Annotated in this window: 28 protein-coding genes; 15 read left to right on the top strand and 13 right to left on the bottom strand. The window is 68.5% G+C overall.

What is annotated here, in order from left to right; all coding sequences use genetic code 11:
• Positions 1 to 7: 7 nt before the first annotated feature.
• The 3 genes from hsaD to hsaB are packed head-to-tail and all read left to right on the top strand — an operon-like array spanning position 8 to position 2,387.
• On the top strand, positions 8 to 901 hold the full coding sequence (gene hsaD, locus ACKOB8_RS01835; protein ID WP_526375040.1) for a 4,5:9,10-diseco-3-hydroxy-5,9,17-trioxoandrosta-1(10),2-diene-4-oate hydrolase: 894 nt from the start codon (positions 8 to 10) through the stop codon (positions 899 to 901).
• Positions 898 to 1,812 (top strand): iron-dependent extradiol dioxygenase HsaC, encoded by a 915-nt coding sequence (gene hsaC, locus ACKOB8_RS01840; RefSeq protein WP_526375042.1) that lies wholly within the window; start codon positions 898 to 900, stop codon positions 1,810 to 1,812. Before hsaD ends, hsaC begins: the two co-directional genes overlap by 4 nt.
• Before the next feature lie 8 nt (positions 1,813 to 1,820).
• Positions 1,821 to 2,387, top strand: a complete 567-nt coding sequence (gene hsaB, locus ACKOB8_RS01845) for a 3-hydroxy-9,10-secoandrosta-1,3,5(10)-triene-9,17-dione monooxygenase reductase subunit (RefSeq protein ID WP_526375044.1) — start codon at positions 1,821 to 1,823, stop codon at positions 2,385 to 2,387.
• 2 nt (positions 2,388 to 2,389) lie between these two features.
• On the opposite strand, the gene ACKOB8_RS01850 is transcribed toward hsaB, so the two are convergent.
• From ACKOB8_RS01850 to fadD3, 5 genes are read right to left on the bottom strand one after another with little or no spacing between them, the layout of a single operon-like run.
• On the bottom strand, positions 2,390 to 3,505 hold the full coding sequence (locus tag ACKOB8_RS01850) for a pyridoxal phosphate-dependent aminotransferase (protein ID WP_526375119.1): 1,116 nt from the start codon (positions 3,503 to 3,505) through the stop codon (positions 2,390 to 2,392).
• Between the two features lie 53 nt (positions 3,506 to 3,558).
• Positions 3,559 to 4,497 carry an acyl-CoA dehydrogenase IpdE2 gene (gene ipdE2 / locus ACKOB8_RS01855; RefSeq protein WP_526375046.1) on the bottom strand — a complete coding sequence of 313 codons (939 nt, stop codon included), beginning with the start codon at positions 4,495 to 4,497 and terminating at the stop codon, positions 3,559 to 3,561.
• Positions 4,494 to 5,447, bottom strand: coding sequence for an acyl-CoA dehydrogenase family protein (locus tag ACKOB8_RS01860; protein ID WP_526375048.1), 954 nt, complete (start codon positions 5,445 to 5,447; stop codon positions 4,494 to 4,496). Before ACKOB8_RS01860 ends, ipdE2 begins: the two co-directional genes overlap by 4 nt.
• Positions 5,444 to 6,577, bottom strand: coding sequence for an acyl-CoA dehydrogenase family protein (locus ACKOB8_RS01865; RefSeq protein ID WP_526375050.1), 1,134 nt, complete (start codon positions 6,575 to 6,577; stop codon positions 5,444 to 5,446). The genes ACKOB8_RS01860 and ACKOB8_RS01865 overlap by 4 nt, the downstream gene beginning before the upstream one ends.
• Positions 6,578 to 6,581: 4 nt before the next feature.
• Positions 6,582 to 8,123: a 3-((3aS,4S,7aS)-7a-methyl-1,5-dioxo-octahydro-1H-inden-4-yl)propanoate--CoA ligase FadD3 gene (gene fadD3 / locus ACKOB8_RS01870; protein ID WP_526375052.1), complete on the bottom strand. Its 1,542-nt coding sequence runs from the start codon at positions 8,121 to 8,123 to the stop codon at positions 6,582 to 6,584.
• 64 nt (positions 8,124 to 8,187) lie between these two features.
• Here fadD3 and ipdE1 point away from each other — a divergent pair, with 64 nt between their 5' ends.
• From ipdE1 to ACKOB8_RS01895, 5 genes are read left to right on the top strand one after another with little or no spacing between them, the layout of a single operon-like run.
• Positions 8,188 to 9,336 carry an acyl-CoA dehydrogenase IpdE1 gene (ipdE1, locus tag ACKOB8_RS01875; protein ID WP_526375054.1) on the top strand — a complete coding sequence of 383 codons (1,149 nt, stop codon included), beginning with the start codon at positions 8,188 to 8,190 and terminating at the stop codon, positions 9,334 to 9,336.
• Between the two features lie 2 nt (positions 9,337 to 9,338).
• On the top strand, positions 9,339 to 10,127 hold the full coding sequence (ipdF, locus tag ACKOB8_RS01880) for a (5R,7aS)-5-hydroxy-7a-methyl-1-oxo-2,3,5,6,7,7a-hexahydro-1H-indene-carboxyl-CoA reductase (RefSeq protein ID WP_526375056.1): 789 nt from the start codon (positions 9,339 to 9,341) through the stop codon (positions 10,125 to 10,127).
• Complete coding sequence (gene kstR2, locus ACKOB8_RS01885) at positions 10,124 to 10,738, top strand: TetR family transcriptional regulator KstR2 (protein ID WP_526375058.1); 615 nt, start codon at positions 10,124 to 10,126, stop codon at positions 10,736 to 10,738. The genes ipdF and kstR2 overlap by 4 nt, the downstream gene beginning before the upstream one ends.
• A complete protein-coding gene (gene fadA6 / locus ACKOB8_RS01890) occupies positions 10,735 to 11,883 on the top strand; it encodes a steroid 3-ketoacyl-CoA thiolase FadA6 (RefSeq protein ID WP_526375060.1) in 1,149 nt (382 codons plus the stop codon). The genes kstR2 and fadA6 overlap by 4 nt, the downstream gene beginning before the upstream one ends.
• Before the next feature lie 23 nt (positions 11,884 to 11,906).
• Positions 11,907 to 13,199, top strand: a complete 1,293-nt coding sequence (locus ACKOB8_RS01895) for a PE-PPE domain-containing protein (RefSeq protein WP_526375062.1) — start codon at positions 11,907 to 11,909, stop codon at positions 13,197 to 13,199.
• Here the strand turns inward: ACKOB8_RS01895 and ACKOB8_RS01900 are convergent.
• The 5 genes from ACKOB8_RS01900 to echA20 form a co-directional block, all read right to left on the bottom strand.
• Entirely contained in the window at positions 13,099 to 13,428 is a 330-nt protein-coding gene (locus tag ACKOB8_RS01900) for a PNPOx family protein (RefSeq protein ID WP_526375121.1), read from the bottom strand. The genes ACKOB8_RS01895 and ACKOB8_RS01900 overlap by 101 nt on opposite strands.
• Before the next feature lie 107 nt (positions 13,429 to 13,535).
• Entirely contained in the window at positions 13,536 to 14,603 is a 1,068-nt protein-coding gene (gene ipdC / locus ACKOB8_RS01905; RefSeq protein WP_526375064.1) for a (3aS,4S,5R,7aS)-5-hydroxy-7a-methyl-1-oxo-octahydro-1H-indene-4-carboxyl-CoA dehydrogenase, read from the bottom strand.
• Complete coding sequence (ipdB, locus tag ACKOB8_RS01910) at positions 14,600 to 15,346, bottom strand: cholesterol ring-cleaving hydrolase subunit IpdB (protein ID WP_526375123.1); 747 nt, start codon at positions 15,344 to 15,346, stop codon at positions 14,600 to 14,602. Before ipdB ends, ipdC begins: the two co-directional genes overlap by 4 nt.
• The gene (gene ipdA, locus ACKOB8_RS01915) at positions 15,346 to 16,227 is read right to left on the bottom strand and encodes a cholesterol ring-cleaving hydrolase subunit IpdA (RefSeq protein WP_526375066.1); all 882 of its coding nucleotides are present in this window, start codon (positions 16,225 to 16,227) and stop codon (positions 15,346 to 15,348) included. The genes ipdB and ipdA overlap by 1 nt, the downstream gene beginning before the upstream one ends.
• Positions 16,224 to 16,985, bottom strand: a complete 762-nt coding sequence (echA20, locus tag ACKOB8_RS01920; RefSeq protein WP_526375068.1) for a (7aS)-7a-methyl-1,5-dioxo-2,3,5,6,7,7a-hexahydro-1H-indene-carboxyl-CoA hydrolase — start codon at positions 16,983 to 16,985, stop codon at positions 16,224 to 16,226. The genes ipdA and echA20 overlap by 4 nt, the downstream gene beginning before the upstream one ends.
• Before the next feature lie 67 nt (positions 16,986 to 17,052).
• On the opposite strand from echA20, the gene ACKOB8_RS01925 reads away from it, so the two are divergent.
• Positions 17,053 to 17,808, top strand: a complete 756-nt coding sequence (locus ACKOB8_RS01925) for an SDR family oxidoreductase (RefSeq protein WP_526375070.1) — start codon at positions 17,053 to 17,055, stop codon at positions 17,806 to 17,808.
• 18 nt (positions 17,809 to 17,826) lie between these two features.
• Positions 17,827 to 18,732, top strand: a complete 906-nt coding sequence (locus tag ACKOB8_RS01930; protein WP_526375072.1) for an SDR family oxidoreductase — start codon at positions 17,827 to 17,829, stop codon at positions 18,730 to 18,732.
• Positions 18,733 to 18,751: 19 nt separating this feature from the next.
• Here ACKOB8_RS01930 and ACKOB8_RS01935 read toward each other — a convergent pair whose 3' ends face one another.
• Both ACKOB8_RS01935 and ACKOB8_RS01940 read right to left on the bottom strand, forming a co-directional pair.
• A complete protein-coding gene (locus ACKOB8_RS01935) occupies positions 18,752 to 19,207 on the bottom strand; it encodes a nitroreductase family deazaflavin-dependent oxidoreductase (protein WP_526375074.1) in 456 nt (151 codons plus the stop codon).
• Positions 19,208 to 19,216: 9 nt separating this feature from the next.
• Positions 19,217 to 19,867 (bottom strand): TetR/AcrR family transcriptional regulator, encoded by a 651-nt coding sequence (locus ACKOB8_RS01940; RefSeq protein WP_526375076.1) that lies wholly within the window; start codon positions 19,865 to 19,867, stop codon positions 19,217 to 19,219.
• 75 nt (positions 19,868 to 19,942) lie between these two features.
• Here ACKOB8_RS01940 and ACKOB8_RS01945 point away from each other — a divergent pair, with 75 nt between their 5' ends.
• From ACKOB8_RS01945 to ACKOB8_RS01960, 4 genes are read left to right on the top strand one after another with little or no spacing between them, the layout of a single operon-like run.
• Complete coding sequence (locus tag ACKOB8_RS01945; RefSeq protein ID WP_526375080.1) at positions 19,943 to 20,371, top strand: hypothetical protein; 429 nt, start codon at positions 19,943 to 19,945, stop codon at positions 20,369 to 20,371.
• Between the two features lie 11 nt (positions 20,372 to 20,382).
• Positions 20,383 to 21,714: a cytochrome P450 gene (locus tag ACKOB8_RS01950; RefSeq protein WP_526375090.1), complete on the top strand. Its 1,332-nt coding sequence runs from the start codon at positions 20,383 to 20,385 to the stop codon at positions 21,712 to 21,714.
• Positions 21,711 to 22,079, top strand: a complete 369-nt coding sequence (locus ACKOB8_RS01955; protein ID WP_526375093.1) for a DUF4345 family protein — start codon at positions 21,711 to 21,713, stop codon at positions 22,077 to 22,079. Before ACKOB8_RS01950 ends, ACKOB8_RS01955 begins: the two co-directional genes overlap by 4 nt.
• Positions 22,072 to 22,779 (top strand): HD domain-containing protein, encoded by a 708-nt coding sequence (locus ACKOB8_RS01960; RefSeq protein ID WP_526375095.1) that lies wholly within the window; start codon positions 22,072 to 22,074, stop codon positions 22,777 to 22,779. Before ACKOB8_RS01955 ends, ACKOB8_RS01960 begins: the two co-directional genes overlap by 8 nt.
• Before the next feature lie 7 nt (positions 22,780 to 22,786).
• Here the strand turns inward: ACKOB8_RS01960 and ACKOB8_RS01965 are convergent, their stop codons facing one another.
• Positions 22,787 to 23,929 (bottom strand): steroid 3-ketoacyl-CoA thiolase, encoded by a 1,143-nt coding sequence (locus ACKOB8_RS01965; protein ID WP_526375097.1) that lies wholly within the window; start codon positions 23,927 to 23,929, stop codon positions 22,787 to 22,789.
• A 149-nt stretch (positions 23,930 to 24,078) separates the two neighbouring features.
• Here ACKOB8_RS01965 and ACKOB8_RS01970 point away from each other — a divergent pair, with 149 nt between their 5' ends.
• Positions 24,079 to 25,329: a cytochrome P450 gene (locus ACKOB8_RS01970; RefSeq protein WP_526375099.1), complete on the top strand. Its 1,251-nt coding sequence runs from the start codon at positions 24,079 to 24,081 to the stop codon at positions 25,327 to 25,329.
• Positions 25,330 to 25,344: the final 15 nt, after the last annotated feature.

Raw genomic sequence — 25,344 nt, forward strand, 5'->3', positions numbered from 1 at the left:
CGGCCTGATGACGTCGTCCACGCGGCAGGCGGATTCCCACCAGGACGCGACGTTCGAATCGACCTCGCGCTACGCCCAGGTTCGCGCCGGTGAGCGCGAGATCACCCTGCACTACCACGAAGCCGGCGCCGGCCCGACGGTCGTGCTGCTGCACGGCGGCGGTCCGGGCGCATCCAGCTGGTCGAATTTCGGTCGCAACATCGGTGTGCTCGCGCAGCACTTCCACGTCCTTGCCGTCGATCAACCCGGCTACGGGCACTCCGACAAGCTCGCCGAGCACGAGCAGTACAACCGCTACAGCGCCGCCGCGCTGCTGGGGCTGTTCGATCATCTCGGGCTCGAACGCGCGGCGCTGGTGGGCAACTCGCTCGGCGGCGGCACGGCCGTCCGTTTCGCCCTGGACAACCCCGACCGGGCTGGACGGCTGGTCCTGATGGGTCCCGGAGGCCTGTCGGTCAACCTGTTCTCGCCCGACCCCACCGAGGGAGTCAAACTTCTCGGCCGCTTCACCGTGGAACCGACCCGGGAGAACATGGAGCGCTTCCTGCGCATCATGGTCTACGACCAGAAGCTGGTCACCCCGGAACTGGTCGACGAGCGGTTCGCGATCGCCAGCCAGCCGGACTCGCTGGCGGCCGCCAAGGCGATGGGCAAGTCCTTCGCGGGACCGGATTTCGAGCTGGGCATGATGTGGCGCGAGGTCTACAAGCTGCGCCAGCGGGTCCTGCTGATCTGGGGCCGCGAGGACCGGGTCAATCCGCTCGACGGCGCGCTGGTGGCGCTCAAAATGATCCCGCGTGTCGAGCTGCACGTGTTCGGGCAGTGCGGTCACTGGGTACAGCTGGAGAAGTTCGACGAGTTCAACAGGCTGGCGATCGATTTCCTCGGAGGTGGCGTGTGACCGAAGGAGCTATCCGCACCCTGGGTTATCTGCGCATCGAGGCCACCGACATCGCGGCCTGGCGCGACTACGGGTTGAAGGTCCTCGGCATGGTCGAGGGCCGCGGGTCGATCGACGGGGCCCTGTATCTACGGATGGACGACTTCCCGGCCAGGCTGGTGATCGTTCCCGGAGAGCATGATCGGCTTCTGGATGCCGGCTGGGAATGCGCGAACGCCGAGGGGCTGCAACAGGTTCGGAACGCCTTGGACGTTGAAGGCGTTCCCTACAAGGAGGCGACGGCAGCCGAACTCAAGGACCGCCGCGTCGATGAGATGATCCGCTTCACCGACCCCTCCGGAAACGGCCTGGAGGTCTTCCACGGTGCGGCTCTCGAGCATCGGCGGGTGGTCAGCCCCTACGGGCACACGTTCGTCACCGCCGAGCAGGGACTGGGTCACGTCGTGTTGTCCACCCGCGACGACGCCGAGGCGCTGCACTTCTACCGCGATGTGCTCGGTTTCCGGCTGCGCGACTCGATGCGGATGCCACCGCAGCTGGTGGGTCGGCCCGCGGACGGACCGCCCGCCTGGCTGAGATTCTTCGGATGCAACCCGCGCCATCACAGCCTCGCCTTCCTCCCGATGCCCACTCCCAGTGGCATCGTGCACCTGATGGTCGAGGTGGGTAACAGCGATGACGTCGGTCTGTGTCTGGACCGGGCGTTGCGCAGGAAAGTCCCGATGTCGGCGACGCTGGGCCGGCACGTCAACGACAAGATGCTGTCCTTCTACATGAAGACTCCAGGCGGCTTCGACGTCGAATTCGGCTGCGAGGGCCTCAATGTCGACGATCACGACTGGATCGCCCGGGAGAGCACCGCCGTGAGTCTGTGGGGACATGACTTCTCCATCGGATCCCGCGACCATTAGCGGCCGCGATGTCGGCTGATGCGGTGGATGCCCGGACCTTCAGACAGGTTTTGGGACAGTTCGCCACCGGCATCACGATCATCACCACGACGCACGACGGCGTGCCCACCGGATTTGCCTGCCAGTCCTTCGCAGCACTCTCCCTGGATCCGCCGCTGGTGCTGTTCTGCCCGACCAAGGTCTCGCGGTCCTGGCAGGCGATCGAGGCCAGTGGCACGTTCTGTGTCAACGTGCTGACCGAGAGACAGCGCGAGGTCTGCGAGCGTTTCGGATCCCGTGAGCCCGACAAGTTCGCCGGAGTGGAATGGCACCCGTCCGCGCTGGGCAGTCCGGTGCTGGACGGCTCGCTGGCCCACATCGACTGCAGGGTCGCCTCCGTGCACGACGGCGGCGACCACTTCGTCGTGTTCGGTGCCGTGCAGTCGCTTTCCGAACCGCCGGCGGTCAAGCCGCGGCCCCTGCTGTTCTATCGCGGCGAGTACACCGGGATCGAACCGGACAAGAACACCCCGGCGCGCTGGCGCGACGACCTGGAGGCCTTTCTCACCGCGACCAGCCCGGACACCTGGCTCTGAGGCTAGCGACTCAGCCAGTGCCCGAGCCGGCGCAGCGCCTCGTCGATGTCGTGTGAGGGCCCGGCGAAGGACACCCGCACGAAACCGCGGCCCCGGACGGTGTCGAAGTCAATCCCGGGGGCGATCGCGACGCCGGTGTCGGCCAGCAACTGCTCGCAGAACGCCAGTGAGTCCGCGGTGAAGTCGGAGACGTCGGCGTAGATGTAGAACGCGCCGTCGGCGGGAGCCAGCCGCCTCAGGCCGATCCGGTGCAGACCGGCGATCAGGGTCTCCCGGTTGCGGGCATAGTGCTCGAGGTGGCCCTGGGCCTCGGCCCTGGCTTCGGGGGTGAACGCCGCGACCGCCGCGTACTGCGCCAGCACCGGTGGGCAGATGGTGAAGTTGCCGGTCAGGCGGTCCACCGCCCGGCGCAGTTCCTCGGGAACCAGCAGCCAGCCCAACCGCCAGCCCGTCATCGCGAAGTACTTCGAAAAGCTGTTGACGACAACGGCGTTGCGCGAGGTCTGCCACGCGCACGAGGTCTCCGGCGCGCCCGGGTAGACCAGACCGTGGTACACCTCGTCGCTGATCAGCCGCACCCCCTGCGCGTCGCACCAGCGGGCGATCGCGGCCAGCTCGTCCGGCGGGATCACGGTGCCGGTCGGATTGGCCGGACTGGCGACGACGACCCCCTTCACCGGCGGGTCGAGTTCAGCCAGCATCGCGGCGGTGGGCTGAAAGCGGGTGCGCTCGCCGCACTCGACCTCCACGACCTCACAGCCGAGCGCGGCGAGGATGTTGCGGTAGCAGGGGTACCCGGGGCTGGCGATCGCGACCCGGTCCCCGGCGTCGAAACACGCCAGGAACGCCAGCAGGAAACCGCCTGATGACCCGGTGGTGATCACGACGTCGTCGGTGCTGACTGCCAGCCCGTGGCCCTGGGCGTAGGACCCGGCGATCGCCGCCCGCAGTTCGGGGATGCCCAGCGCAACGCTGTAGCCGAGCCGGTCGGTCTGCAGTGCCCGGGCGGCGGCGGCGAGCACCGGGGCGGGCGCGCCGGCGCTGGGCTGTCCCGCCGACACGTTCACCAGATCCCCGTGCGTGCGCTGACGCTTCGCCGCGGCCAGCCAGACGTCCATCACGTAGAACGGCGGGATGCCGGATCGGTGCGAGATGTGACCGCTCACTTCGGCTAGAACACCTCGGATTCCAGGCGACGCAGCTGGTCGCGTGGCGGGTCCAACAGTGCCGCGCTGCCGTGGGCGCGCTTGAAGTAGAGCTGGATGTCGTGTTCCCAGGTGATCGCGATGCCGCCGTGCAACTGGATCGCCTCGCCGGCGACGGTGCAGAACGCCTCGCTGGCGGCCAGCCGGGCCAGGGCCGCGGTGACCGGTGTCGGGTTGGCGACGGCGTCGCCCACGACGGCCCTCGCCGACTGCACCGCGACATAGAGATCGGCCATCCGGTGTTTGAGCGCCTGGAAGCTGCCGATCGGCCGGCCGAACTGCTCTCGCTGCTTGGTGTAGTCGACAGTCAGGTCCAGGCAGCGCGCCGCGCCGCCGATCTGCTCGGCGGCCAGCAGAATCGCGGCGGTGTCGGCGAGACCGGGATCGCGCCCGAGCACGGTCGTCGCACCCGGGGTGACCCGGGCCAGCCGGCGGGTCGGGTCGAGGGTCTGCACCGCGTCCCTGGTCGGGTCCGTCCAGCGCTGGATCCGCCCGTCGTCCACGGCCAGAACCACATCGGCGATGTCGCCGTTGACCACGTAGTCGCGGTCGAGGGCGACCGCGCCGATCGACTCTCCTGCCGCGAGCAACGCCAGAGTCTCGGCGTCGGGGGATTCGGCGGCCAGCAGCGCCAACTCCGCCAGAGTCGTGCCCAGCAGCGGGGTGGGGGCCAGTGTGCGGCCGAGTTCCTCCATGACTGCCGCCGCGTCGGCCAGTTCGCCACCGGCCCCGCCGAACTCTTCGGGAACGACCAGCGCGGCCGCGCCGACATCGCAGAGCATCCGCCAGAGGGACTCGTCGTAGCCGCGCGCTGAATCCATCGCGCGGCGCACCGCGGCGGGCTGGGCGTGTTTGTCCAGCAGGGCGGCGACGCTTCGCCGGAGCAGATCGCGTTCCTCGCTCACAGCGCCTCCAGCACCCGGCGACGGTGAAAGGCGGGGCCGCCCCACGCCGAATGCAGCGCCTGGACCTTCAGCAGCCACTGCGAGAGGTCGTGCTCGGCGGTGTAGCCGATCGCCCCGTGCGTCTGCAGGGATGCGCGCGCGGACCGAAGTGCGGCATCCGAGGCGGCCACCTTGGCCGCACTGACGTCGCGGTCGGCGTCCGGGGATCCGTCGGCCAGCGACAGCGCCGCGGCGTACAGCAGCGGCCGCGCCAACTCCAGCGCGATGTGCGTGTCGGCGAGCATGTGCTTCACCGCTTGGTAGCTGCCGATGACCCGGCCGAACTGGCTGCGCTGCGTGGCGTATTCCACCGAGGCGTCGAGCATCGCCTGCCCGGCGCCGGTCAACTGGGCGGCGGTGCCCAGGACGCCGAACCGGAAGGCCCGCTCCACATCCGCCGGGCGATCCGCCCCGGTCGCGGTGACGTCGAACAACCGACGGCTCGGGTCCACGGATCGGTGCTGATCTCCTGTCGCGGCGTCGCTGACCGTTGCGTGCCGGGCGAGTAGCGTCAGGCCGGCGAAGTCGGCGTCCGCGGCACGCGGAACCGCCGGGGGGATCGCGACCGTGGCGATCAGTTCGCCACCCGCCAGCGCCGAGGACCGGCTGTCCTGCGCGAGCAGAATCGGCGCCACCGCGACGGACTCGATCACCGGCCCGGGAACACACCAGCGTCCCATCCGCTCGCACGCCACCACCAGATCGACGGGATGTGCGCCCAGCCCGTCGAAGCACTCCTCGACGGCGAGCGCGGTGACGCCCAGTTCGCTCAGCCGCGTCCACACCTTGCGGCCCGGCGCGGTGTCTCCGTCGGCCCACGCCCGCACCGCCCCGGGGACATCCGCGGTGGCCATCGCCGCGTCGATACTGGCGGCGAAGTCGAGCTGCTGCTCGTCGAGGGTGAAGTTCACCGGGGCTCCCGAGGCAGACCCAGCAGGCGTTCGGCGACGATGTTGCGCTGAATCTCGTTGGTGCCCGCATAGATCGGCCCGCCGAGGGCGAACAGCAGGCCCTCGGTCCAGGAGTCCGCCACCTCGGCGTCGCAACCGCGTAGTTCCAGCGCGGTCTGGTGGATCGCGACGTCGAGTTCGGACCAGAACACCTTGGTGACCGAGGACTCGGCTCCCAGCTCGCCGCCCCGGGCCAGCCGCGTCGCCGTCCCGAACGTGTGCAGCCGGTAGGCCTGCGCCTTGATCCAGGCATCGGCGACTCGCGGCGCGAAGTCGGGGTCTTCGCCGCCGTCGCGCCACGCCGCCACCAGTCGCCGCGCCGGGGCCAGGAAGCGGGCCGGACTGCGCAGCGACATGCCGCGCTCGTTACTGGTGGTGTTCATCGCCACCCGCCAGCCGTCGTGCACCTCTCCGACGACGTCGGCGTCGGGTACGAACACGTTGTCGCAGAAGATCTCCCCGAAGCCGGTCGCCCCGCCGAGTTGTTCGATCGGCCGGATCGTGACTCCCTCCGCTCGCAGGTCGAACATCAGATAGGTCAGGCCGCGGTGGCGTTGCGCGGCCGGATCGGAGCGAAACAGACCGAAGGCGCGGTCACCGAAGGGAGCGCGGCTGCTCCAGATCTTCTGTCCGTTGAGCAGCCAGCCACCGTCGGTCCGCGTCGCCGTGGAGCGCAGCGACGCCAGATCGCTGCCGGACTCCGGCTCCGACCACGCCTGCGCCCAGATCTCCGCACCGCTGGCCATCTTCGGCAGGATCCGCTCCCGCTGCTCCTCGCTGCCGTGTGCGAACAAGGTCGGCGCGAGCATCGACGTGCCGTTGGCGCTGGCCCGGCCGGGTGCGCCGGCGTGGAAGTACTCCTCCTCGAAGACCAGCCAGTGCAGCAGGGAGGCGTCGCGGCCGCCGTACCGTTGCGGCCAGGTGATCACCGACAGACCGGCGTCGTACAGCACTCGGTCCCAATCTCGGTGCTGGGCGAAGCCTTCGGCGGTGTCGTAGGACTGAGTCGGGAATGACGCCCTGTTCTCGGCCAGGAAGTGGCGGACCTCGTCGCGGAAATCCTTGGCGTCCTCGCCGTAGTCCAGATCCATCACGTCATCCCCCCAACATCTGGCGCAACGTGGGCTTGACCACTTTGCCGCCGGCGTTTCGCGGCAGTTCGTCGAGGAACACGACCGACCGCGGTGTCTTGAAGTTCGCCAGATGTTTGCGGGTGTAGGCGATGACGGCCTGCTCGTCGAGGTCGCTGCCGGCTCGGCGCACCACGAAAGCGCGGCCCACCTCACCGAGCCGGGGTTCGGGTACGCCGATCACCGCCGCGTCGGCGACCCCGTCCAGCCGGGCCAGCACCTGCTCGACCTCGGCCGGATAGACGTTGAACCCGCCGCAGATGTACATGTCCTTGAGCCGGTCGGTGATCCGGAGATTGCCCGCGGTGTCGAGGGTTCCGATGTCGCCGGTGTGCAGCCAGCCGTCGGCGTCGATCGCCGCCGCGGTGGCATCGGGGTCGTCGAGGTAGCCGAGCATGACGTTCGGTCCGCGCAGCAGCACCTCGCCGGCGCCGGCCTCGTCGGGGGAGTCGATGCGCAGTTCGAAGTCGGCGATCGGGCGCCCGCAGGTGGTGGCAACGGTGACCGGGTCGTCCTCGGGTCGGCACATGGTGCCGAATCCGGCCGCCTCGGTCAGGCCGTATCCGGTCAGGACGATGTCGAAGTCCAGCTCGCTCTGCATCCGCTCGACCAGCACGACCGGGACGATCGTCGCTCCGGTGACGGCGAACCGCAGCGACGTCAGGTCATAGTCCCCGCGAGCCGGATGATCCAGCAGGGTCTGGTAGATCGTCGGCGGTCCCGGCAGGACGGTGACCCGGTGCTCCTGCACCGCACGCAGAGCGGCCTGCGGGTCGAAGGTCAACTGCGGGATCAGGGTCGCACCGGTCTGCAGGCAGGCCAGGATGCCTGCCTTGTAGCCGAAGTTGTGGAAGAACGGGTTGATGCACAGATAGCGGTCGGTGCTGGTGATCCGTCCGCACTCGGCCCAGGCCGCCGAGGCCGACAGCGACTGCCGGTGCGCGCAGAGCACGCCCTTGCTGCGGCCGGTCGTGCCGGAGGTGAACAGGATGTCGGAGACATCCTCGGGCCGGACCGCCGCGGCGCGTCCGTCGACCTCCGAGAGCGGCACCTGCGGTCCGGATAGGAAGTCATCCCAGCTGCCGTCGGGTTCGTCGACCGGCACCCGCACGATGTGGCGCAGCGCGGGCAGCGACCGTCGGTCGAGGTCGGCCACCGGGTCCGCGCCGAGAAACCTGCCCATCGCGATCAGCAGCGGGGTGCGGGTTCGGGCCAGGATGTCAGCGGCCTCCTCGGCGGTGTAGCGGGTGTTCACCGGCACCACCGCCGCGCCCGCGTAGTGCGTCGCCAGGCACCCCACGACCCAGTGCCAGGTGTTGGGCGACCAGATCGCGACCCGGTCGCCGGGGTGCACCCCCAGCCCCGCGATGGCCGCCGCGGTCCGCCGGACCTCGTCGCGCAACTCGGCGAAGGTGAAGCTGCGCTCCGGAGTGACCAGTGCCGGGTGGTCGGCGAGGTCGCACGCCATCCGGTCCAGCATCGCCGGCGTTGTGAGCTGGCCCGTCATCGCGACGCCCCTCCAGGTTCTATCCCGGCGACAAAGCAAGTGCTTGGTAGGTTAGCCTACAGGGGTGATCACGGTCGAGGAGTTCCGGGCTGAGGTCCGCGACTGGCTGGCCGACAACCTCGTCGGTGACTTCGCCGCGCTCAAGGGCCTCGGCGGACCGGGCCGCGAGTATCAGGCCTTCGAGGAACGGCTGGCCTGGAACCGGCATCTGGCCGCAGCCGGTCTGACCTGCCTGGGCTGGCCGGTCGAGCACGGCGGGCGCGGCCTCTCGGTGGCCCACCGGGTGGCCTTCTACGAGGAGTACGCCCACGCCGACGCGCCCGACAAGGTCAACCACCTGGGCGAGGAACTGGTCGGCCCGACTCTGATCAGCTACGGCACCCCGGCGCAGCAGCAGCGGTTCCTACCGGCCATCCGCGACGTCGCCGAACTGTGGTGTCAGGGCTACTCCGAACCGGGTGCGGGCAGCGACCTGGCCGGCGTCTCGACGACGGCGGTGCTGCAGGACGGGCACTGGGTGATCAACGGCCAGAAGGTGTGGACGTCGCTGGCGCACTGGGCAAAGTGGTGTTTCGTGCTGGCCCGCTCCGAGCGGGGTTCCCAGCGCCACGCGGGCTTGTCCTATCTGCTCGTGCCGCTGGATCAACCCGGCATCGAGATCCGCCCGATCGTCCAGTTGACCGGCGACTCGGAGTTCAACGAGGTGTTCTTCACCGATGCCCGCACCGATGCCGATCTGGTGGTCGGCGAGCCGGGGGACGGCTGGCGGGTGGCGATGGCGACGCTGATGTTCGAACGGGGAGTCTCCACACTGGGTCAGCAGATCCGTTATGCCCGTGAGCTTTCCGGGCTGGTCGAACTGGCCAAGAACACCGGTGCCATCGACGATCCGTCGATCCGCGAACGGCTGACCCGGGCGTGGGCCGGACTGCAGACCATGCGCTCCTTCGCGTTGGCGACGATGGACGACGAGCTGCCCGGCCAGGACAACGTCGCCAAGCTGCTGTGGGCCACCTGGCATCGCGACCTCGGCGAGCTGGCGATGGACATCAAGGGCAAAAGCGGTCTCGTCCTCGACGGCGGCGAGTACGACGAGTGGCAGCGACTGTTCCTGTTCTCCCGCGCCGACACCATCTACGGCGGCTCCAACGAGATCCAGCGCAACATCATCGCCGAGCGGGTGCTCGGCCTGCCGCGCGAGGCCAGGGGTTAGCGGTGTCGCTGGCCCGCGTTCCCGAGGAGATCCGGGGTCACGGTCTGCTCGAGGGCAAGGTCGTGGTGGTGACCGCGGCCGCCGGAACCGGTATCGGGTCGGCCACCGCGCGGCGCGCGCTGGCCGAGGGCGCTGACGTGATGATCTCCGACCACCACGAACGCCGGCTCGGCGAAACGCGGGACGAGCTGGCGGCGCTGGGCCTGGGGCGGGTCGAGGCCATGGTGTGCGACGTCACCTCCACCGCGCAGGTGGACGCGCTGATCTCCTCGACCACCGCCCGGCTGGGCCGCATCGACGTACTGGTCAACAACGCCGGTCTGGGCGGCCAGACCCCGGTGATCGACATGACCGACGAGGACTGGGACCGGGTTCTCGACGTCACGCTGACCTCGGTGATGCGAGCCACCCGGGCGGCCCTGCGGTACTTCCGGGACGCCGGCCACGGTGGCGCGATCGTCAACAACGCGAGTGTTCTCGGTTGGCGCGCCCAGCATTCACAGTCTCACTACGCGGCGGCCAAGGCCGGAGTCATGGCGCTGACCCGCTGCAGCGCGATCGAAGCCGTCGAGTACGGGGTCCGGATCAACGCGGTGTCGCCCAGCATCGCCCGGCATCGGTTCCTGGAGAAGACGAGCTCCACCGAACTGCTCGATCGGCTCTCCGAGCGGGAGGCGTTCGGCCGCGCCGCCGAACCGTGGGAGGTGGCCGCCACCATCGCCTTCCTTGCCAGCGACTACGCCAGTTACCTGACCGGCGAGGTGATCTCGGTGTCGAGCCAGCACCCATGACCGCCTCCGATTCCCAGCCCGCGACCCGCCGCGATGAGCTGCTCGAGCTCGCCGCGGCGATGTTCGCCGAGCGCGGCCTGCGGGCCACCACGGTGCGCGATATCGCCGACGCCGCCGGCATCCTCTCCGGCAGCCTCTACCATCACTTCTCCTCGAAAGAGGAGATGGTCGACGAGGTTCTGCGCGGATTCCTGGACTGGCTGTTCGACCGCTACCAGCAGATCATCGACACCCAACCCAATCCGCTCGCGCGCCTGAAGGGGTTGTTCATGGCGTCCTTCGATGCCATCGAACACCACCACGCTGAGGTGGTGATCTATCAGGATGAGGCCAAGCGTCTCTCCGGCCAGTCGCGATTCGGCTATGTCGACGAACTCAACCGGCGACAGCGCAAGATGTGGGTCGATGTCCTCACCGAGGGTATCGAGCAGGGCTACTTCCACCCGGATATCGACGTCGACCTGGTCTACCGATTCATCCGTGACACCACCTGGGTTTCGGTGCGCTGGTATCAGCCGGGTGGGCCGCTGACCGCCGAACAGGTTGGCCGACAGTACCTTTCGATTGTTCTCGGCGGCATCGCCGTGACGGGATCACAGGAGACTCTATGACGGAAGCGTATGTCATCGACGCCGTCCGGACCCCGGTCGGCAAACGGGGCGGATCGCTGGCGGGCATCCATCCGATCGACCTGGGGGTGTACGCATTCCGGGGAATCATCGATCGCAACGACGTCGACCCGGCGGCGATCGATGACGCGATCGTCGGCTGCGTCGATGCCATCGGCGGTCAGGCCGGCAATATCGGCCGGTTGACCTGGCTGGCGGCCGGGTATCCCGAAGAGGTCCCGGGGGTCACCGTCGATCGGCAGTGCGGCTCGAGTCAGCAGGCCGTGTCCTTCGCTGCGCAGGCCATCATGTCCGGCACCGCCGACCTGATGCTGGCCGGCGGCATGCAGAACATGAGCCAGATCCCGATCTCCTCGGCGATGATCGTCGGTAAGGAATTCGGCTTCAGCACGCCGACAGCGGAGTCCAAAGGGTGGCTGGCTCGCTACGGCGACCAGGAGATCTCCCAGTTCCGTGGAGCGGAGATGATCGCCGAAAAGTGGGACATCTCCCGCGAGGACATGGAGAACTGGGCGCTGTCGAGCCATCAGCGCGCTTTCGCGGCGATCGAGGGCGGGCACTTCCACAACGAGATTATTCCGGTGGAAGAATTCGCCGTCGACGAAACACCAAGGCAGACAACGCTGGAGAAGATGGCTGCCCTGCAGCCGCTGACCGAGGGTGGCCGGATGACCGCCGCGGTCGCCAGCCAGATCTCCGATGGGGCCAGCGCGGTGCTGCTGGCCTCCGCGCAGGCGGTCGCCGACCACAACCTGACCCCGCGGGCTCGCATCCACCACATCAGCTGCCGTGGCGCCGATCCGGTGTTGATGCTGACCGGACCGATCCCGGCCACCCGCTACGCCTTGGACAAGACCGGCTTGTCCATCGACGACATCGACGTCGTGGAGATCAACGAGGCGTTCGCCCCCGTGGTGCAGGCCTGGATCAAGGAGACCGGCGCTGATCCGGCGAAGGTCAACCCTAACGGCGGCGCCATCGCACTGGGCCACCCCCTCGGTGCCACGGGCGCGAAACTGTTCGCCACCATGCTCAACGAGCTCGAGCGCACCGGCGGCCGCTACGGCCTGCAGACCATGTGCGAGGGCGGTGGCACCGCCAACGTCACGATCATCGAGCGGCTCTGATGCCGGCATGCCAGGATCGGCGGATGAGACTGCTGCGGTCCGCCCTCGCGGTGGCCCTGGCGGTACCGCCCGCAGTCGGTGCTGCCGTGGCCGCCGCGACCGGCACGGTGACCGCCGCGGTCGCGCTGACGACCGCCGCGTTGATCGTGCCGGGAACCGCGGTGCCGAACCCGGCGGCGGTGTCGGGCTACATGGAGAACGCCGTCGACTACTACATCGCCCCGACCACGCCGTCCTGTGCGATCGAGTGCTCGCCGGTGCCGGTGCCCTACATCGCGCAGTTCTGGCCGTTCCCGTGGGAGGGCTGGGGCGGGCTGACCGGTGCCAAGCTGGACGTGTCGGTGGCGAGCGGACTGTCGCAGCTCACCAGCGACCTCGTGGGTGACTACCGTCCCGGCCTGGAGGACCCGCTGGTCATCTTCGGCTACTCGCAGGGCGCCACGGTGGCCAGTCGGCAGAAGAACCTGCTGAGCCGTCTGTCAGCCGAAGATCAGTCCGCGATCGACTTCGTCCTGATCGGAAATCCCAATCGGCCCAACGGCGGACTGTTCGAGCGCCTGGCGATGTTCGGCACCGTCCCGATACTGGACGCCACGTTCGGGTTGCCCACGCCGACGGACACCTCGATGCGGACCGTCGACATCGCCTTCCAATACGACGGTGTGGCTGACTTCCCGCTCTATCCGCTCAACCTGGTGGCCACCCTGAACGCCGTCGCCGGTTTCTGGTACAACCATGGCGGCTACCTGGCTCCCGACGGCCGGCATCCCGACGAATTACCCAACGGATTGACCCGTGATCAGTTGATCGCCGCGATTTCCGATCCCGCCAATCAGCAGAGCTACGGTGACACCACCTACGTGATGGTTCCGACCCCGAATCTGCCGCTGCTGCAGCCGCTTCGGGATTTCGGTGCCGCCACCGATCTGGAATTTCTCACCACGCCTCTGATCGACCTGGTCCAGCCCGCGCTGCGGGTACTCGTCGAGACCGGATACGACCGCTCCCTTCCCTACGGCCAGCCCGCGCCGCTGCGGCTCCTCTCGCTGGACAACCCGATCACCGTGGCCGCGGACCTGGTGGCGGCGATCGGCGAGGGCATCCGCGATGCCGTCGGGGATCTGAGCGCTCCGGCGCCGCCGCCCCGGACCGCCCTCGCCGGGTCGCAACGCGCCCGCCCCGAACGCTCGGCGACGGCAAACACCCGGCCTCGCGCTACCCGACCCGCATCCGAAGGAAGTGCTCGACGCCAATCCGCTCAAATGTCCGGCGGCGATCGCCGGGCAGCAGCGGCAGCGCCTGCGTCGCGTCGATGATCTCCGGGGACCCCACCTGATAGGTGTGTCCCTTACTGACCAGGGTGGCCCGCCCGGCCGTGATCACGTTGCGCACCCAGTCGGCCTGGGTTCCGTAGGGCAGCGGGGCGATGAAGTAGTCACCGAACCGGTCGGCGACGATCGGCGTCGAATACCGCCTGCCCGAGCGACGGCCGGTGTGTGTGATCACTGATGCGTACCAGTACCGGCGGCCGGCAAGCCGCAGCATGACCGGGTTGAGCAGGTACTTGTTGGAGGTCCGGATCAGATTGAGGACCGGTCGTGACCACTTCTCCAGCGCGGACGTCACGTCTCGACGGTACTCCTGTCGGGCCCTCACTCGATCAGCGCTGAGGCCGCCTGCAGATGCTTGACGGCCTCGCTCACGATGCCCTCGATCAGTTGCGCGCACGACGGCAGGTCGTCGATGATCCCGGTGACCTGACCCGAGGCCAGCACGCCCGCGTTGGTGCTGCCGTCGACCAGTCCGGCCTTGAGAAGCATCGGGGTGTTGGCGGCCATGAGCACCTGCGACCAGGTGAGGTCCTTGCCGTGCCGCATCGCCAAGCCGTCTCGGACCATTGCCGTCCAGGTCATTCCCGACATTTTCTTGAAGCGTGCCGCGTTGATCACCGCGGCAGTGAAACCTCTCATCCGCGAACCGCTTTCCAGCTTGTCCACCAGCCCGGTGCGCAGCACGCGGTGCGGGATACCGTCAACGCGGGTGGACACCACGGTGCCGTCCAGGCCGGCCTGCAGGTAGCGCTGTTTTACCGCGTCGGGAACGGTGGAGTCCGTCGTGAGCAGGAATCGGGTGCCCATCGCAACACCGGCCGCGCCGTAGGCGAGCGCGGCAGCCAGACCGCGGCCGTCGAAGAACCCGCCGGCCGCGACCACCGGGATACCGGCCCCGGCGACGGCATCCAGGACCGAGGGCAGCAGCAGCGTGGTGGGCACCGCGCCGGTGTGCCCACCGCCTTCCCCGCCCTGGACGATCACCGCGTCGGCACCCCATCCGGCCACCTTGCGGGCGTGCTTGGCGGCACCGACCGAGGGGATCACCACCACGCCGGCCTCCTTGAGCCGGGTGATCAGTTCAGGCTTGGGCGCCAGTGCGAAGGAGGCCACCTTCACGCCTTCCCGGATCATCAGTTCGACACGATCGCCGGCGTCGGCGGCGTCGGCTCGCATGTTGACCCCGAAGGGCCGGTCGGTGGCCGCCTTGACCTTGGAGATCGCGGTCGCCAGTTCGTCGACCGTCATCGTGGCGGAGGCCAGGATGCCCAGACCGCCGGCGTTGGCGGTTGCCGACACCAGCCGCGCCCCGGCAACCCAGCCCATACCGGTCTGCACCACCGGATGCTCGACGCCGACCAACCGGGTCAGTGCGGTCGTGATCCTCATAGCGTGACCTCCCTGTCTCGCAGACTCTTCGGATCGATGTGAACCCGGATGAGTTCCAGTTCCTCGCCGGTGGGTGCCCGGGAACGCCCGGCATCGTCGAGTCCGTGCACCTCGAAGGACGTGTTGTCGCGAACCTGCTGCGGGGTGATCCCCGGATGCAATGACAATGCTCGCATGGTGCGGCCGGGTCCGCCGAAGTTGAAGACCCCCAGGTTGGTCACCACTCGGTGAACATCGACGAAGCGGTAGGCCGGATTGGCCGAATCGACCTTGTCCCAACCGATTCCACAGACCACGTCCACGGTGTCACAGAACACCCGCGGCGAATGGTTGCCGACCCAATAGCTGGTGGTGTGGTTGATCGTGTTCCCGGGTGCACCCCGAACTCCGAACATCTGGCGGGTGGGACGCTGCAGCGGTCCGAACGCGGACAGATTCTGGTTGCCGAACCGGTCGATCTGATTGGCGCCCATCACGACGTGCCGCCGCCCCCAGGCCAGGGTCTCGAAGACCCGGCCGAAGGGCATCCAGCCCTCGACGGGGCCCGGCGCTCCCAGCGCCGGGGTGTCGGCCAGCAGCCGGGCCTCGCCGTCGGTCAGCAGGATCTCCGGTGCAAAGGTGAGCCGCGCCAGCCGCGCCCCGATCGACACCATGGTCGTCATCGGGCTGACCATGATCTCCCCGGCGTCGCGGAACAGCTCCGCGCAGGCGATCGCGCAGACCTCGGCCCGGCTGAAGCTGATCACGACGCACCTCCGGCGAATTGCCGCACCGCCGCCTGGTAGTCGGCTTCGCTGCCGGACAGGTAGGTGGCGACGAACTGCGCCCAGGAGGCCTCGTCGGCGGCCGCCTGCGCGTAGTGGCGCTGGAAGGCCTCGTCACGGTCGTAGTCCGGGGCAGCGGTGGTGAAATGCGCCCCGCCGGGTGCCTCAACGACGTGGTCGACCATCATCCGATTCACCAGCAATGCCTGCGGCACGACGGCGTCGACGAGTTCCTCGGTGCTGACCACCCGCTCGACGGACAGGAAGCGCCGGTCGGCGGCCATCAGGAACAGGTCATCGAAGTACGGATCGATGCCGGTGTAGGCGGCATTGCCGTACCGGTCGCCGATGTTGAGATGGACGAAGGCGGCGTCCAGGCGCAGTGCCGGCATGGCGATGAGCTCCTCGTGGCCGGCGGTACCGGTCGGGTAGGGGGAGCGGACCGTCTTGAGCTCGCCGTCGAAGAAGTCCGGCACCGAACTGCCGAGTCCGGCGCGGGTCGGCAGGAACGGCAACCGCTGCGCGGCCGCCTGCAGGCCGCAGCGCAGCATTCCCTCGTCCATCTCCCGCGCGATGATCGATCCGGTGGTGCGGGCTCGGGCGAACCACGGGTCGTAGAAGGGTGCGGAGTCCAGTGACACGAAGCCGTAGTACACCGTGGCGACCCGCCCCGCCGAGCAGAGCAGTCCGATGTCCGGTCCGCCGTAGGTGACCACGGTCAGATCGGTGACACCGCTTCGGAGCAGGGCACGCACGAAGGCCATCGGCTTGCGCCGGGACCCCCACCCGCCGATGCCGATCGTCATCCCGCTCTCGACGCCGGCGACTGCAGCATCGAGTGTGGTCCGCTTGTCCCTCATCGCTTTTCGGCGGCCTTCTTGGTCCCGGCGAAGTCGTCACGCAGTTCGTCGGAGACGCCGGACAGGTTCAGCTCGAAGGTGAAGCCCTGCTCCATCCGATAGCTGGCGTTGACCCGCTGCACATCGATCAGGTTCAGAGCCTCCTTGGCGGCCCTGATCACCCGGGTGTCTTTGGCGGCGATGTCACGGGCCACCCGCAGGGCGGCGGCATCGAGCTCGTCGCGCGGCACCACCTCGTGCACCGAGCCGAAGTGATGCAGGGTGGCCGCATCGACGGTGGCAGCGGTGAAGAACAGTCGGCGCATCAGGTGTTGGGGTACCAGCCGGGACAGGTGGGTGGCCGCGCCGAGGGCGCCGCGCTCGACTTCGGGCAGCCCGAACGTCGCGTCCTTCGACGCCACGATGACGTCGGCGTTGCCGACCAGGCCGATGCCGCCTCCCACGCAGAACCCGTTGACCGCCGCGACGACCGGCACCGCGCACTCGTAGACCGCTTTGAACGCCGCGAAACAGCCCCGGTTGGCGTCGATCAGGGCGGCGAAGCCCGGCGTGTTCTGCATCTCCTTGATGTCCACGCCGGCGTTGAAGCCGCGGCCCTCCGCCCGCAGGATCACCACGCGGGTGGCCATGTCGCGGCCTGCGGCGGTGACGGTGTCGGCCAGTTCGAACCAGCCGCGCGAGGGGATCGCGTTGACCGGCGGGTAGTCGACCGTGACCGCGACGATGCCGGGCTCGACGGCCGAAGAGGTGATCGTCATGGGCACTTCCTGACGCTGTGGACCGAACCGGAGACCTAAGCAAGCACTTGCTTGGTACGCTAGCACAGTGGACCTCGAGCTGGCAGGGCGCGTCGTTCTGGTCACCGGCGGTGTCCGCGGGGTCGGCGCCGGGATCAGCGAGGTCTTCGCCGGCCAGGGCGCGGTCGTCGTCACCTGCGCCCGGCGGCCGGTCGAGGGTTCTCCCCACGAATTCCACGCCTGCGACGTACGCGACGCCGAGGCGGTCGCCGGCCTGGTCGATCGGGTCGTCGAGAGCCACGGACGTCTGGACGTCGTGGTCAACAATGCCGGCGGCGCACCGTTCGCCCTCGCCGCGGAAGCCTCCCCGCGCTTCCATCAGAAGGTGATCGAGCTCAATCTGCTCGCCATGCTGCACGTGTCGCAGGCCGCCAACGCGGTCATGCAGCGCCAGCCGGGCGGCGGTTCGATCGTGTCGATCTCCAGCATCAGCGGTCGGCGGCCGTCGCCGGGAACGGCCGCCTACGGCGCGGCCAAGGCCGGGGTGGACAGCCTGACCGCATCGCTGGCGGTGGAGTGGGCACCCAAGGTTCGGGTCAACGCGGTGGTGGCCGGCATGGTCGCCACCGAACAGGTCGAGCTGTTCTACGGCGATGCTGACTCGCAGGCCGCGGTGGCGGCGACCGTGCCGCTGGGCCGTCTGGCTCAACCCGCCGAGATCGGCTGGGCGGCAGCATTTCTGGCCTCTGAGGCGGCGTCCTACATCAGTGGTGCGACGCTGGTGGTGCACGGCGGCGGCGAGCCGCCACCGTTTCTGTCTGCGTCGACCGCGAACAAGAAGTAGAAGCGAGGAGGAGACCGTATGGGACTGCTGGCGGGCAGGGTGGCCGTCATCACCGGCGCCGGGGGCGGTATCGGTCGCGCGCACGCGCTGGCCTTCGCCGCCGAGGGGGCGCAGGTGGTGGTCAACGACATCGGCGTCGGGCTGGACGGGTCCCCCGCCGGCGGCGGCAGCGCCGCCCAGGCGGTCGTCGACGAGATCGTGGCCGCCGGCGGCCGGGCCGTCACCAGCGGAGCCGACGTCTCCGACTGGGAGCAGGCCGCCGGACTCATCGAGACCGCGGTGGATTCCTTCGGCCGCCTCGACGTGGTGGTGAACAACGCCGGCATCGTGCGGGACCGGATGATCGCCAACACCAGCGAAGCAGAGTTCGATGCGGTCATCGCGGTGCACCTCAAGGGCCACTTCGCCACCCTCCGGCACGCCGGGGCCTACTGGCGCGGCCGGGCGAAGTCCGGCGAGGCGGTCGACGCGCGGGTGATCAACACCAGTTCCGGGGCGGGCCTGCAGGGCAGTGTGGGGCAGGGCAACTACAGCGCCGCCAAGGCCGGGATCGCGGCGCTGACCCTGGTGGCCGCCGCGGAGATGGGCCGCTACGGGGTGACGGTCAACGCGATCGCCCCGTCGGCGCGCACCCGGATGACCGAGACGGTGTTCGCCGAGATGATGGCCAAGCCCGAGTCGGGTTTCGACGCCATGGCGCCGGAGAACATCTCCCCACTGGTCGTCTGGCTGGCCAGCGCCGAGTCGCGCGACGTCACCGGGCGGGTGTTCGAGGTCGAGGGCGGCATCGTGCGGGTGGCCGAGGGCTGGCGGCACGGGCCCGAGGTCGACAGGGGTGCCCGCTGGGAGCCCGGTGAACTCGGGCCCGTGGTGCGCGAACTCATGGGCCGATCACAGCCCGCGGTGCCCGTCTACGGGGCGTGAGCGCCGCCGCGCGGTGTGATCACGGGTCGCAGACGACCACCGGGATCACCCGGTCGGTCCAGGACTGGTAGTCATCGAAGCTGGTGTACATCGTCGCCATCTTCGGCCAGTAACGCGCCCGTTCCTCTTCGGTCGCGTCGCGAGCGGTCAGGTGCAGCAGCTCGTCTTTGATCTGCACCGAGACTGCCGGATTGGCCTTGAGGTTGAGATACCACATCGGGTTGTCGGTCGCTCCGCCCTTGGAGGCGATGAACACGACACGGTCGCCTTCCCGCAGATAGAGCAGCGGACTCACCCTGGGCTGGCCGGTCTTACGTCCGATGGTGGTCAGCAGCGCCACCGGCGCCCCCTGGAGGAATGTGCCGCCGAGCCTGCCGTCGGTCTTGGTGTACAGCCAGGTCTGGACCCGCGACATCCACTTGATGATGGTTTCCGCACGCGGCGAATTCAGGCCACGCGGTGGTGGTTTCGGCACATCCCCAACCTAGCCTGTGCGGCCTGTGCGGCCTGTGCGCAGGCCGTAGCTGACCAGGTCGGTCGCCCGGTCGAGCAGCTCGCGCAATCCCGCGGGATCCTGCCTGAGGTCGTCGTGGCGCCAGGCCAGGCTGATGATGCCGTTCCAGCTGGCCCACAGGATGGTGGCGGTCGTGACCGGGTCGAGGTCGCGGATGCTGCCCTCGGCGATGCCGCGCTCGATGGCGTCGACCATACGGGCGTTCTGTTCATCGACTCGCCGGCTGAGCAGGGTCGCGGTCTCCTCCGCGCCGGGGTAGGGACCGGGTTTGGCCGGGAAGGCCAGCATGCGGAAGAAGTTCGGATGATCCAACGCGAAGCGCAGGTACTGCTCGGAGGCGGCCAGCAGCTGCTCGACCGGGGAGCGGTCCGGGGTGTAGGCGCGGTCCATGTAGTCACGGTCGACGTCGAGCGCGCAGGCGACCACCGCGGCGTAGAGGCCTTCCTTGCTGCCGAAGTTGTTGTAGATCGAGCCGACGGCGACGCCGGCGCGCCGGCCGATCTCTTCGACGGTCACCTCGTCGACCGGCCGTTCGGCGAACATCGGTTGCGCGGCGGCCAGCAGCGCGTCGACGGTGCGTTGTTTGCGCGGGTCGACGCGCCGGTGCACCACAGCAGCCACGGGACGAATCGTACAAGCTCAGGGCCATTCTTGAAATCATTGCAATAGATGGGCGGAGGCTTTAGCATCGGCCCGGTGGCCTTCTCCCTCGCCGGTCCGACCTCGGTCACCCTGTGCGCGGCCGGGCTGATCTTCCTGCTGGCTCTGGTGCTGGGGATCTGGAAGTACCGGCAGATGGCCACCAACCCGGACCACCGCGCCCATCCCTACGTCGACATCGCCCACCGGTCGGCACTGCTGTACTCCTTCGCCACACTGCTCGTGGCCGTGTTCGTCGAACTCAGCGCGTGGCCGGCCTGGGTCAACCTGGCGGCCTCGATGACGCTGGTCGTCTTCTTCGTCGGCGCCATCCTCAGCTACATCGCGCACGGTGCCAGACGCGACACCACCAACCAGTTCCACGACTCGGGTCCAAGCCTGCACGTGGCGATGGCGGCATTGATCGTCGGCGAAGTGGGCGGCTTCGCGGTCCTGTTCGCCGGATTCCTGCGCGGCTGGCTCTGAACGGAGGATCAATGACCGACATCCATACCGCGCCCGTCGGCCCGCGCAACCTGCCGCCCGCACCAGAGCTCCCCCGGCTACTGGTAGGCCTGGCTTTCGTGGCCGATCGCCGCCGTTTCATCGGTCGGCTGGTCGCGAGCAAGGGGCCGTGCGTGAGCGCACGGCTGCCGCTGTTCGGGGACACCGCGATCGTCACCGATCCCGTGCTGGCCAAACAGGTCTTCACCACGAGTCCCGAAGTGCTGCACAACGTCAAACCCAATCTCTCCCGGCTCTTTGGCCCCGGTTCGGTCTTCGCCCTCGACGGGCCTGAACACCGCCGCCGCCGCAAACTGCTCACCCCGCCATTCCACGGCAAGAGCATCGCCGCCTACGAGAACATCGTCGAGGAGGAGACGTTCCGCGAGATGGCGACCTGGCCCGAGGGCACCGAGTTCGCCACCCTCGCACCCATGATGCGGATCACCCTGAACGTCATCCTGCGCGCGGTGTTCGGCGCCGACGGCGTGGAGCTGGAGCGGCTGCGCGATGTCGTGCCGAAATGGGTGACGCTTGCCTCGCGGCTGGCGGTGCTGCCCGGCCCGGACCGCCCGTTTTTCCGTTTCGACCCGTGGGGACGACTCGAGGTCTACCGGCGCGAATACGAGTCGGTGATCGACGCCCTCATCGAACGGGCCCGTCGAGACCCCCGCCTCGACGAACGCACGGACATCCTCGCGTTGTTCCTGCGCAGCAATTACGACGACGGCACGGTGATGACCCGCGGAGAGATCGGTGATGAGCTCCTCACACTGTTGGCGGCCGGTCACGAAACCACCGCCTCGACCCTGGCATGGGTGTTCGAGCGCATCTCCCGACACCCCGAGGTCTTGCACCGACTCAGCGCCGAAGCCGGGGGCGCGCAGAGCTCCTACCGGCAGGCGACCATCCTGGAAACCCAACGGGTTCGCACGGTGATCGACTTCGCCAGCCGCCACGTGGCCGTACCGGTGTACGAATTGGGCCCGTGGCGGATCCCCCGGGGCTACACGATCATGGTGAACCTGCAGCAACTGCATCGAAACCCCGTCGAGTTCCCCGATCCGGAGAGGTTTGACCCCCAGCGGTTCATCGACGCCAAACCCAACACCTTCGCGTGGGTCCCCTTCGGAGGCGGTACCCGCCGCTGCATCGGAGCGGCCTTCGCCAACCTGGAGATGGATGTCGTGTTGCGCTCCGTGCTGCGCACGATGACGATTCGGGTCTCCGACGAACCTGATGAGAAGCCCCACAACCGCGGCGTCGCCTTCACGCCCAAGCGGGGTGGCCGCGTCACCGTCCACCGTCGCGGAGAGCCCGCGTGAAGCTCACCGTGATCGGCTTCGTCGCCGTGTTCTTCCTCGGCATGGGCCTGTACGGACTGGCCCGGCCCGCCGCGCTCATCCGGCCCTTCGGTATCAGTCTGCCCAGCACTGAAGCGCGTGCCGAGGTCCGCGCCGTCTACGGCGGCTTCGGCGTGGCGATCGCGGCGATCCTGGCGGTCGCGGCGACCGGCCACGCCATGAGCGACGGGATTCTCATCACCGTGGCGACCGCGTTGGTGGGGATGGCTCTCGGCCGGCTGGTGTCCGGTGTCGTGGACACGCCGAAGGCGTTCTACCCCAATTGGTTCTACCTGCTCGTCGAGTTGGTCCTGGCGGGCGCTCTGGTGTGGGCCGTCTATGGCTGAGCGGGAGTCGACGGTCGCGCTGATCGGCCGGCTGAGCCGGGCCCAGCTCGACCAGACACTGCGGCGCATCGCCCGCCGGGTGGGTATCGATCGTCCGCTACCGACGCCCCTCGACGACATCGCCGTCCCCGACACCGCCGTGGCACTCGCCGCGGTCGATCTGCTGCGCGGCGCGGGACCGACGGTGCTGCTGGCCCACTGCTATCGCACCTACCTGTTCGGTTCACTGCTGGGAACCCGGGACGGACTGCACTGGGATGCTGAGCTGCTGTTCGTCGCGGCGATATTGCACGATCTCGGCTTGACCGGCCTCGCGGGCGGCGAGGGACCGTTCGAGCAGCGCGGCGCGGCGGCCGCGCAGTCCTGGTTGCACCAACAGGGCTGGCCCGAGCAGCGGGCCGCGGCGGCGGCGAAGGCCATCGGGATGCACCTCGACGTCGGCCGTGCGGCGCGCGAGCGCCCGGAGGTGGCTCTGCTGCATTTCGGGGCGGCGGCCGACGCGATCGGAATGCGCCTGGAAGACATCGCCCCGCAGACGGTCGCCGAGGTCGTCGAGGCCTATCCCAGAGAGGGATTCAGGCGTTACTTCGCCGACAAGATGCGCGCCGAGGCGCGAGCCCAGCCCCGTTCGGCCACCGCGGCGATGTGCCGGTGGGGCCAGTTCGCCTGGCGGGTCGAGCACGCACCGTTGCCCGGCTGACCAGACCCTAGATCCGTTCGATGATGGTGCCGGTCGACAACGCTCCGCCGGCGCACATGGTGATCAGCGCGGTGCTCTTGTCGGTGCGCTCCAGTTCATGCAGGGCGGTGGTGATCAGCCGACTGCCGGTGCTGCCGACCGGATGTCCCAGCGCGATGGCGCCGCCGTTGACGTTGACCCGGTCCATATCGGCGTGGTGCACCTGCGCCCAGGAGAGCACCACCGAGGCGAACGCCTCGTTGATCTCGACCAGGTCGATGTCACCGAGTTTCATGCCGGCCTTGGCCAGTACTCGCTCAGTGGACTGCACCGGGCCGTCGAGGTGGTAGTACGGCTCGGCGCCGACGAGTGCCTGGGCCACGATCCGGGCGCGGGGCTTCAGTCCCAGAGCGCGCGCTTTGTCCTCGTCCATCCACAGCACCGCGGCGGCTCCGTCGGAGATCTGCGACGAGGTGCCGGCGGTGTGCAGTCCGTCCTCGAGGACGGGTTTGAGACCGGCCAGACCTTCGGCGGTGGTGTCGCGCAGGCCCTGGTCGCGGCTGACGACCACGCGCCCTTCCGGGGTGTGCACCCCGATCGGTGAGATCTCCCGGTCGAAGCGGAGTTCGTCCCAGGCGAGTTTGGCCTTCTGCTGGGACAGCAGGCCCCAGTGGTCGAGATCGGCACGGGTGATCCCGCGCCGTTTGGCGATCCGCTCGGCGGCGGTGAACTGGTCGGGCATGTCGATATCCCACGATTCGGCGCGGATTTTGGAGCGGTCCGGGCCGGCGTTGGCACCCAGACCCACCCGGCTCATCGCTTCGATACCGCACGCGACGCCGACGTCGATCGCGCCGGCGGCGATCAGCCCGGCGACCAGATGGTTGGCCTGCTGGGCGCTGCCGCACTGGCAGTCCACCGTGGTGGCGCCGACCTGCTCGGGCAGGCCGGCGGTCAGCCAGGCCACCCGGGTGACGTTGTTGGACTGCTCTCCGTACTGGGTCACGCACCCGCCGATGACCTGCTCGACCTGGCCGGCGTCGATGCCCGCCTTGCCGATCAGGGCCTTCTGCACCGCACCCAGCAGTTCGGTCGCGTGCAGTCCGGAGAGCCAGCCGTTGCGCTTCCCGATCGGGCTGCGGGTGGCTTCGACGATGACGGGTTTGCCCATGCGGTCAGGCTAGAACACGTTTCAGTACCCTGACAAGCAACGATGCCCCGGTTCCTTTTGCCAGCGGTGGAGCCGTGTTTTACTGGCAATAAGGCCTAACTAGAGCGTCTAGAGCATTTAGACCACCGTGTACCGAGGAGCCAGCATCCATGCCGAGCCCCAACCTGCCCCCGGGTTTCGACTTCCTGGACCCCGACATCTGCGTCAAGGGCCTGCCGGTCGACGAACTGGCCGAGTTGCGCAAGGTCGCACCGGTCTGGTGGTGCGAGCAGCGCATCGGTAAGGGGGGTTTCAACGACGGCGGGTACTGGGTCGTGACCAAGCACCGCGACGTCAAAGAGGTGTCCCGGCGCAGCGACGTCTACCACAGTGGACCCAACACCGCGATCCCGCAGTTCGCTGACGATATGACTCGCGAAGACATCGACATGCAGAGCGTGATCCTGCTCAACATGGACGGCGCGCACCACGATCGGCTGCGCCGGATCATCTCCCGCGGGTTCACCCCGCGGGCCGTCGAACGGCTGCGCGAGGAACTCAACCAGCGCGCGGAGATCATCGTGAAGACCGCCGCCGCCCGGGGGCATGGGGACTTCGTCGAACAGGTCGCCTGCGAGCTGCCCCTGCAGGTCATCGCCAGCCTGCTCGGCGTCCCGCAGGAGGATCGGGAGAAGCTGTTCCGCTGGTCCAACGAGATGACCGGGAACGATGACCCGGAGTTCGCCGACGCCGACGGGCGGACATCGTCGATGGCGGTACTCGGATATGCCATGCAGATGGCGGCGCTCAAGGCCAAGGAGCCCGGCGAAGACATCGTCACCGCGTTGATCAACGCCGACATCGACGGCGAGAAGCTCTCCGACGACGAGTTCGCGTTCTTCGTACTGATGCTCGCCGTCGCCGGAAACGAGACCACGCGCAACTCGATCACCCACGGGATGATCGCCTTCGCCAGCCATCCTGAGCAGTGGGATCTCTACAAGACACAACGCCCGGTCACCGCAGCCGACGAGATCGTCAGGTGGGCAACCCCGGTGACGGCGTTTCAGCGCACCGCCGTCAAGGACACCGAGTTGTCCGGCGTGCCGATCACCCGAGGTCAGCGGGTGGTGATGTTCTATCGGTCGGCTAACTTCGACGAAGAGGTGTTCGATGACCCGCACACCTTCAACATCCTGCGCGATCCCAACCCGCACGTGGGATTCGGCGGCACCGGGGCGCACTACTGCATCGGCGCCAACTTGGCGCGAATGACCATCAATCTGATCTTCAACAGCGTCGCCGACCACATGCCGGACCTTTCTTCCCTCGGCGACCCGGACCGGCTGCGCTCGGGGTGGCTGAACGGCATCAAGCACTGGCAGGTCGACTACACCGGTTCGTCCGTGCAGGCGCCCTGAGGCGAGAAGAACCGA

The sequence above is a fragment of the Mycobacterium sp. genome, assembly GCF_046091765.1.
GTDB lineage: Bacteria > Actinomycetota > Actinomycetes > Mycobacteriales > Mycobacteriaceae > Mycobacterium.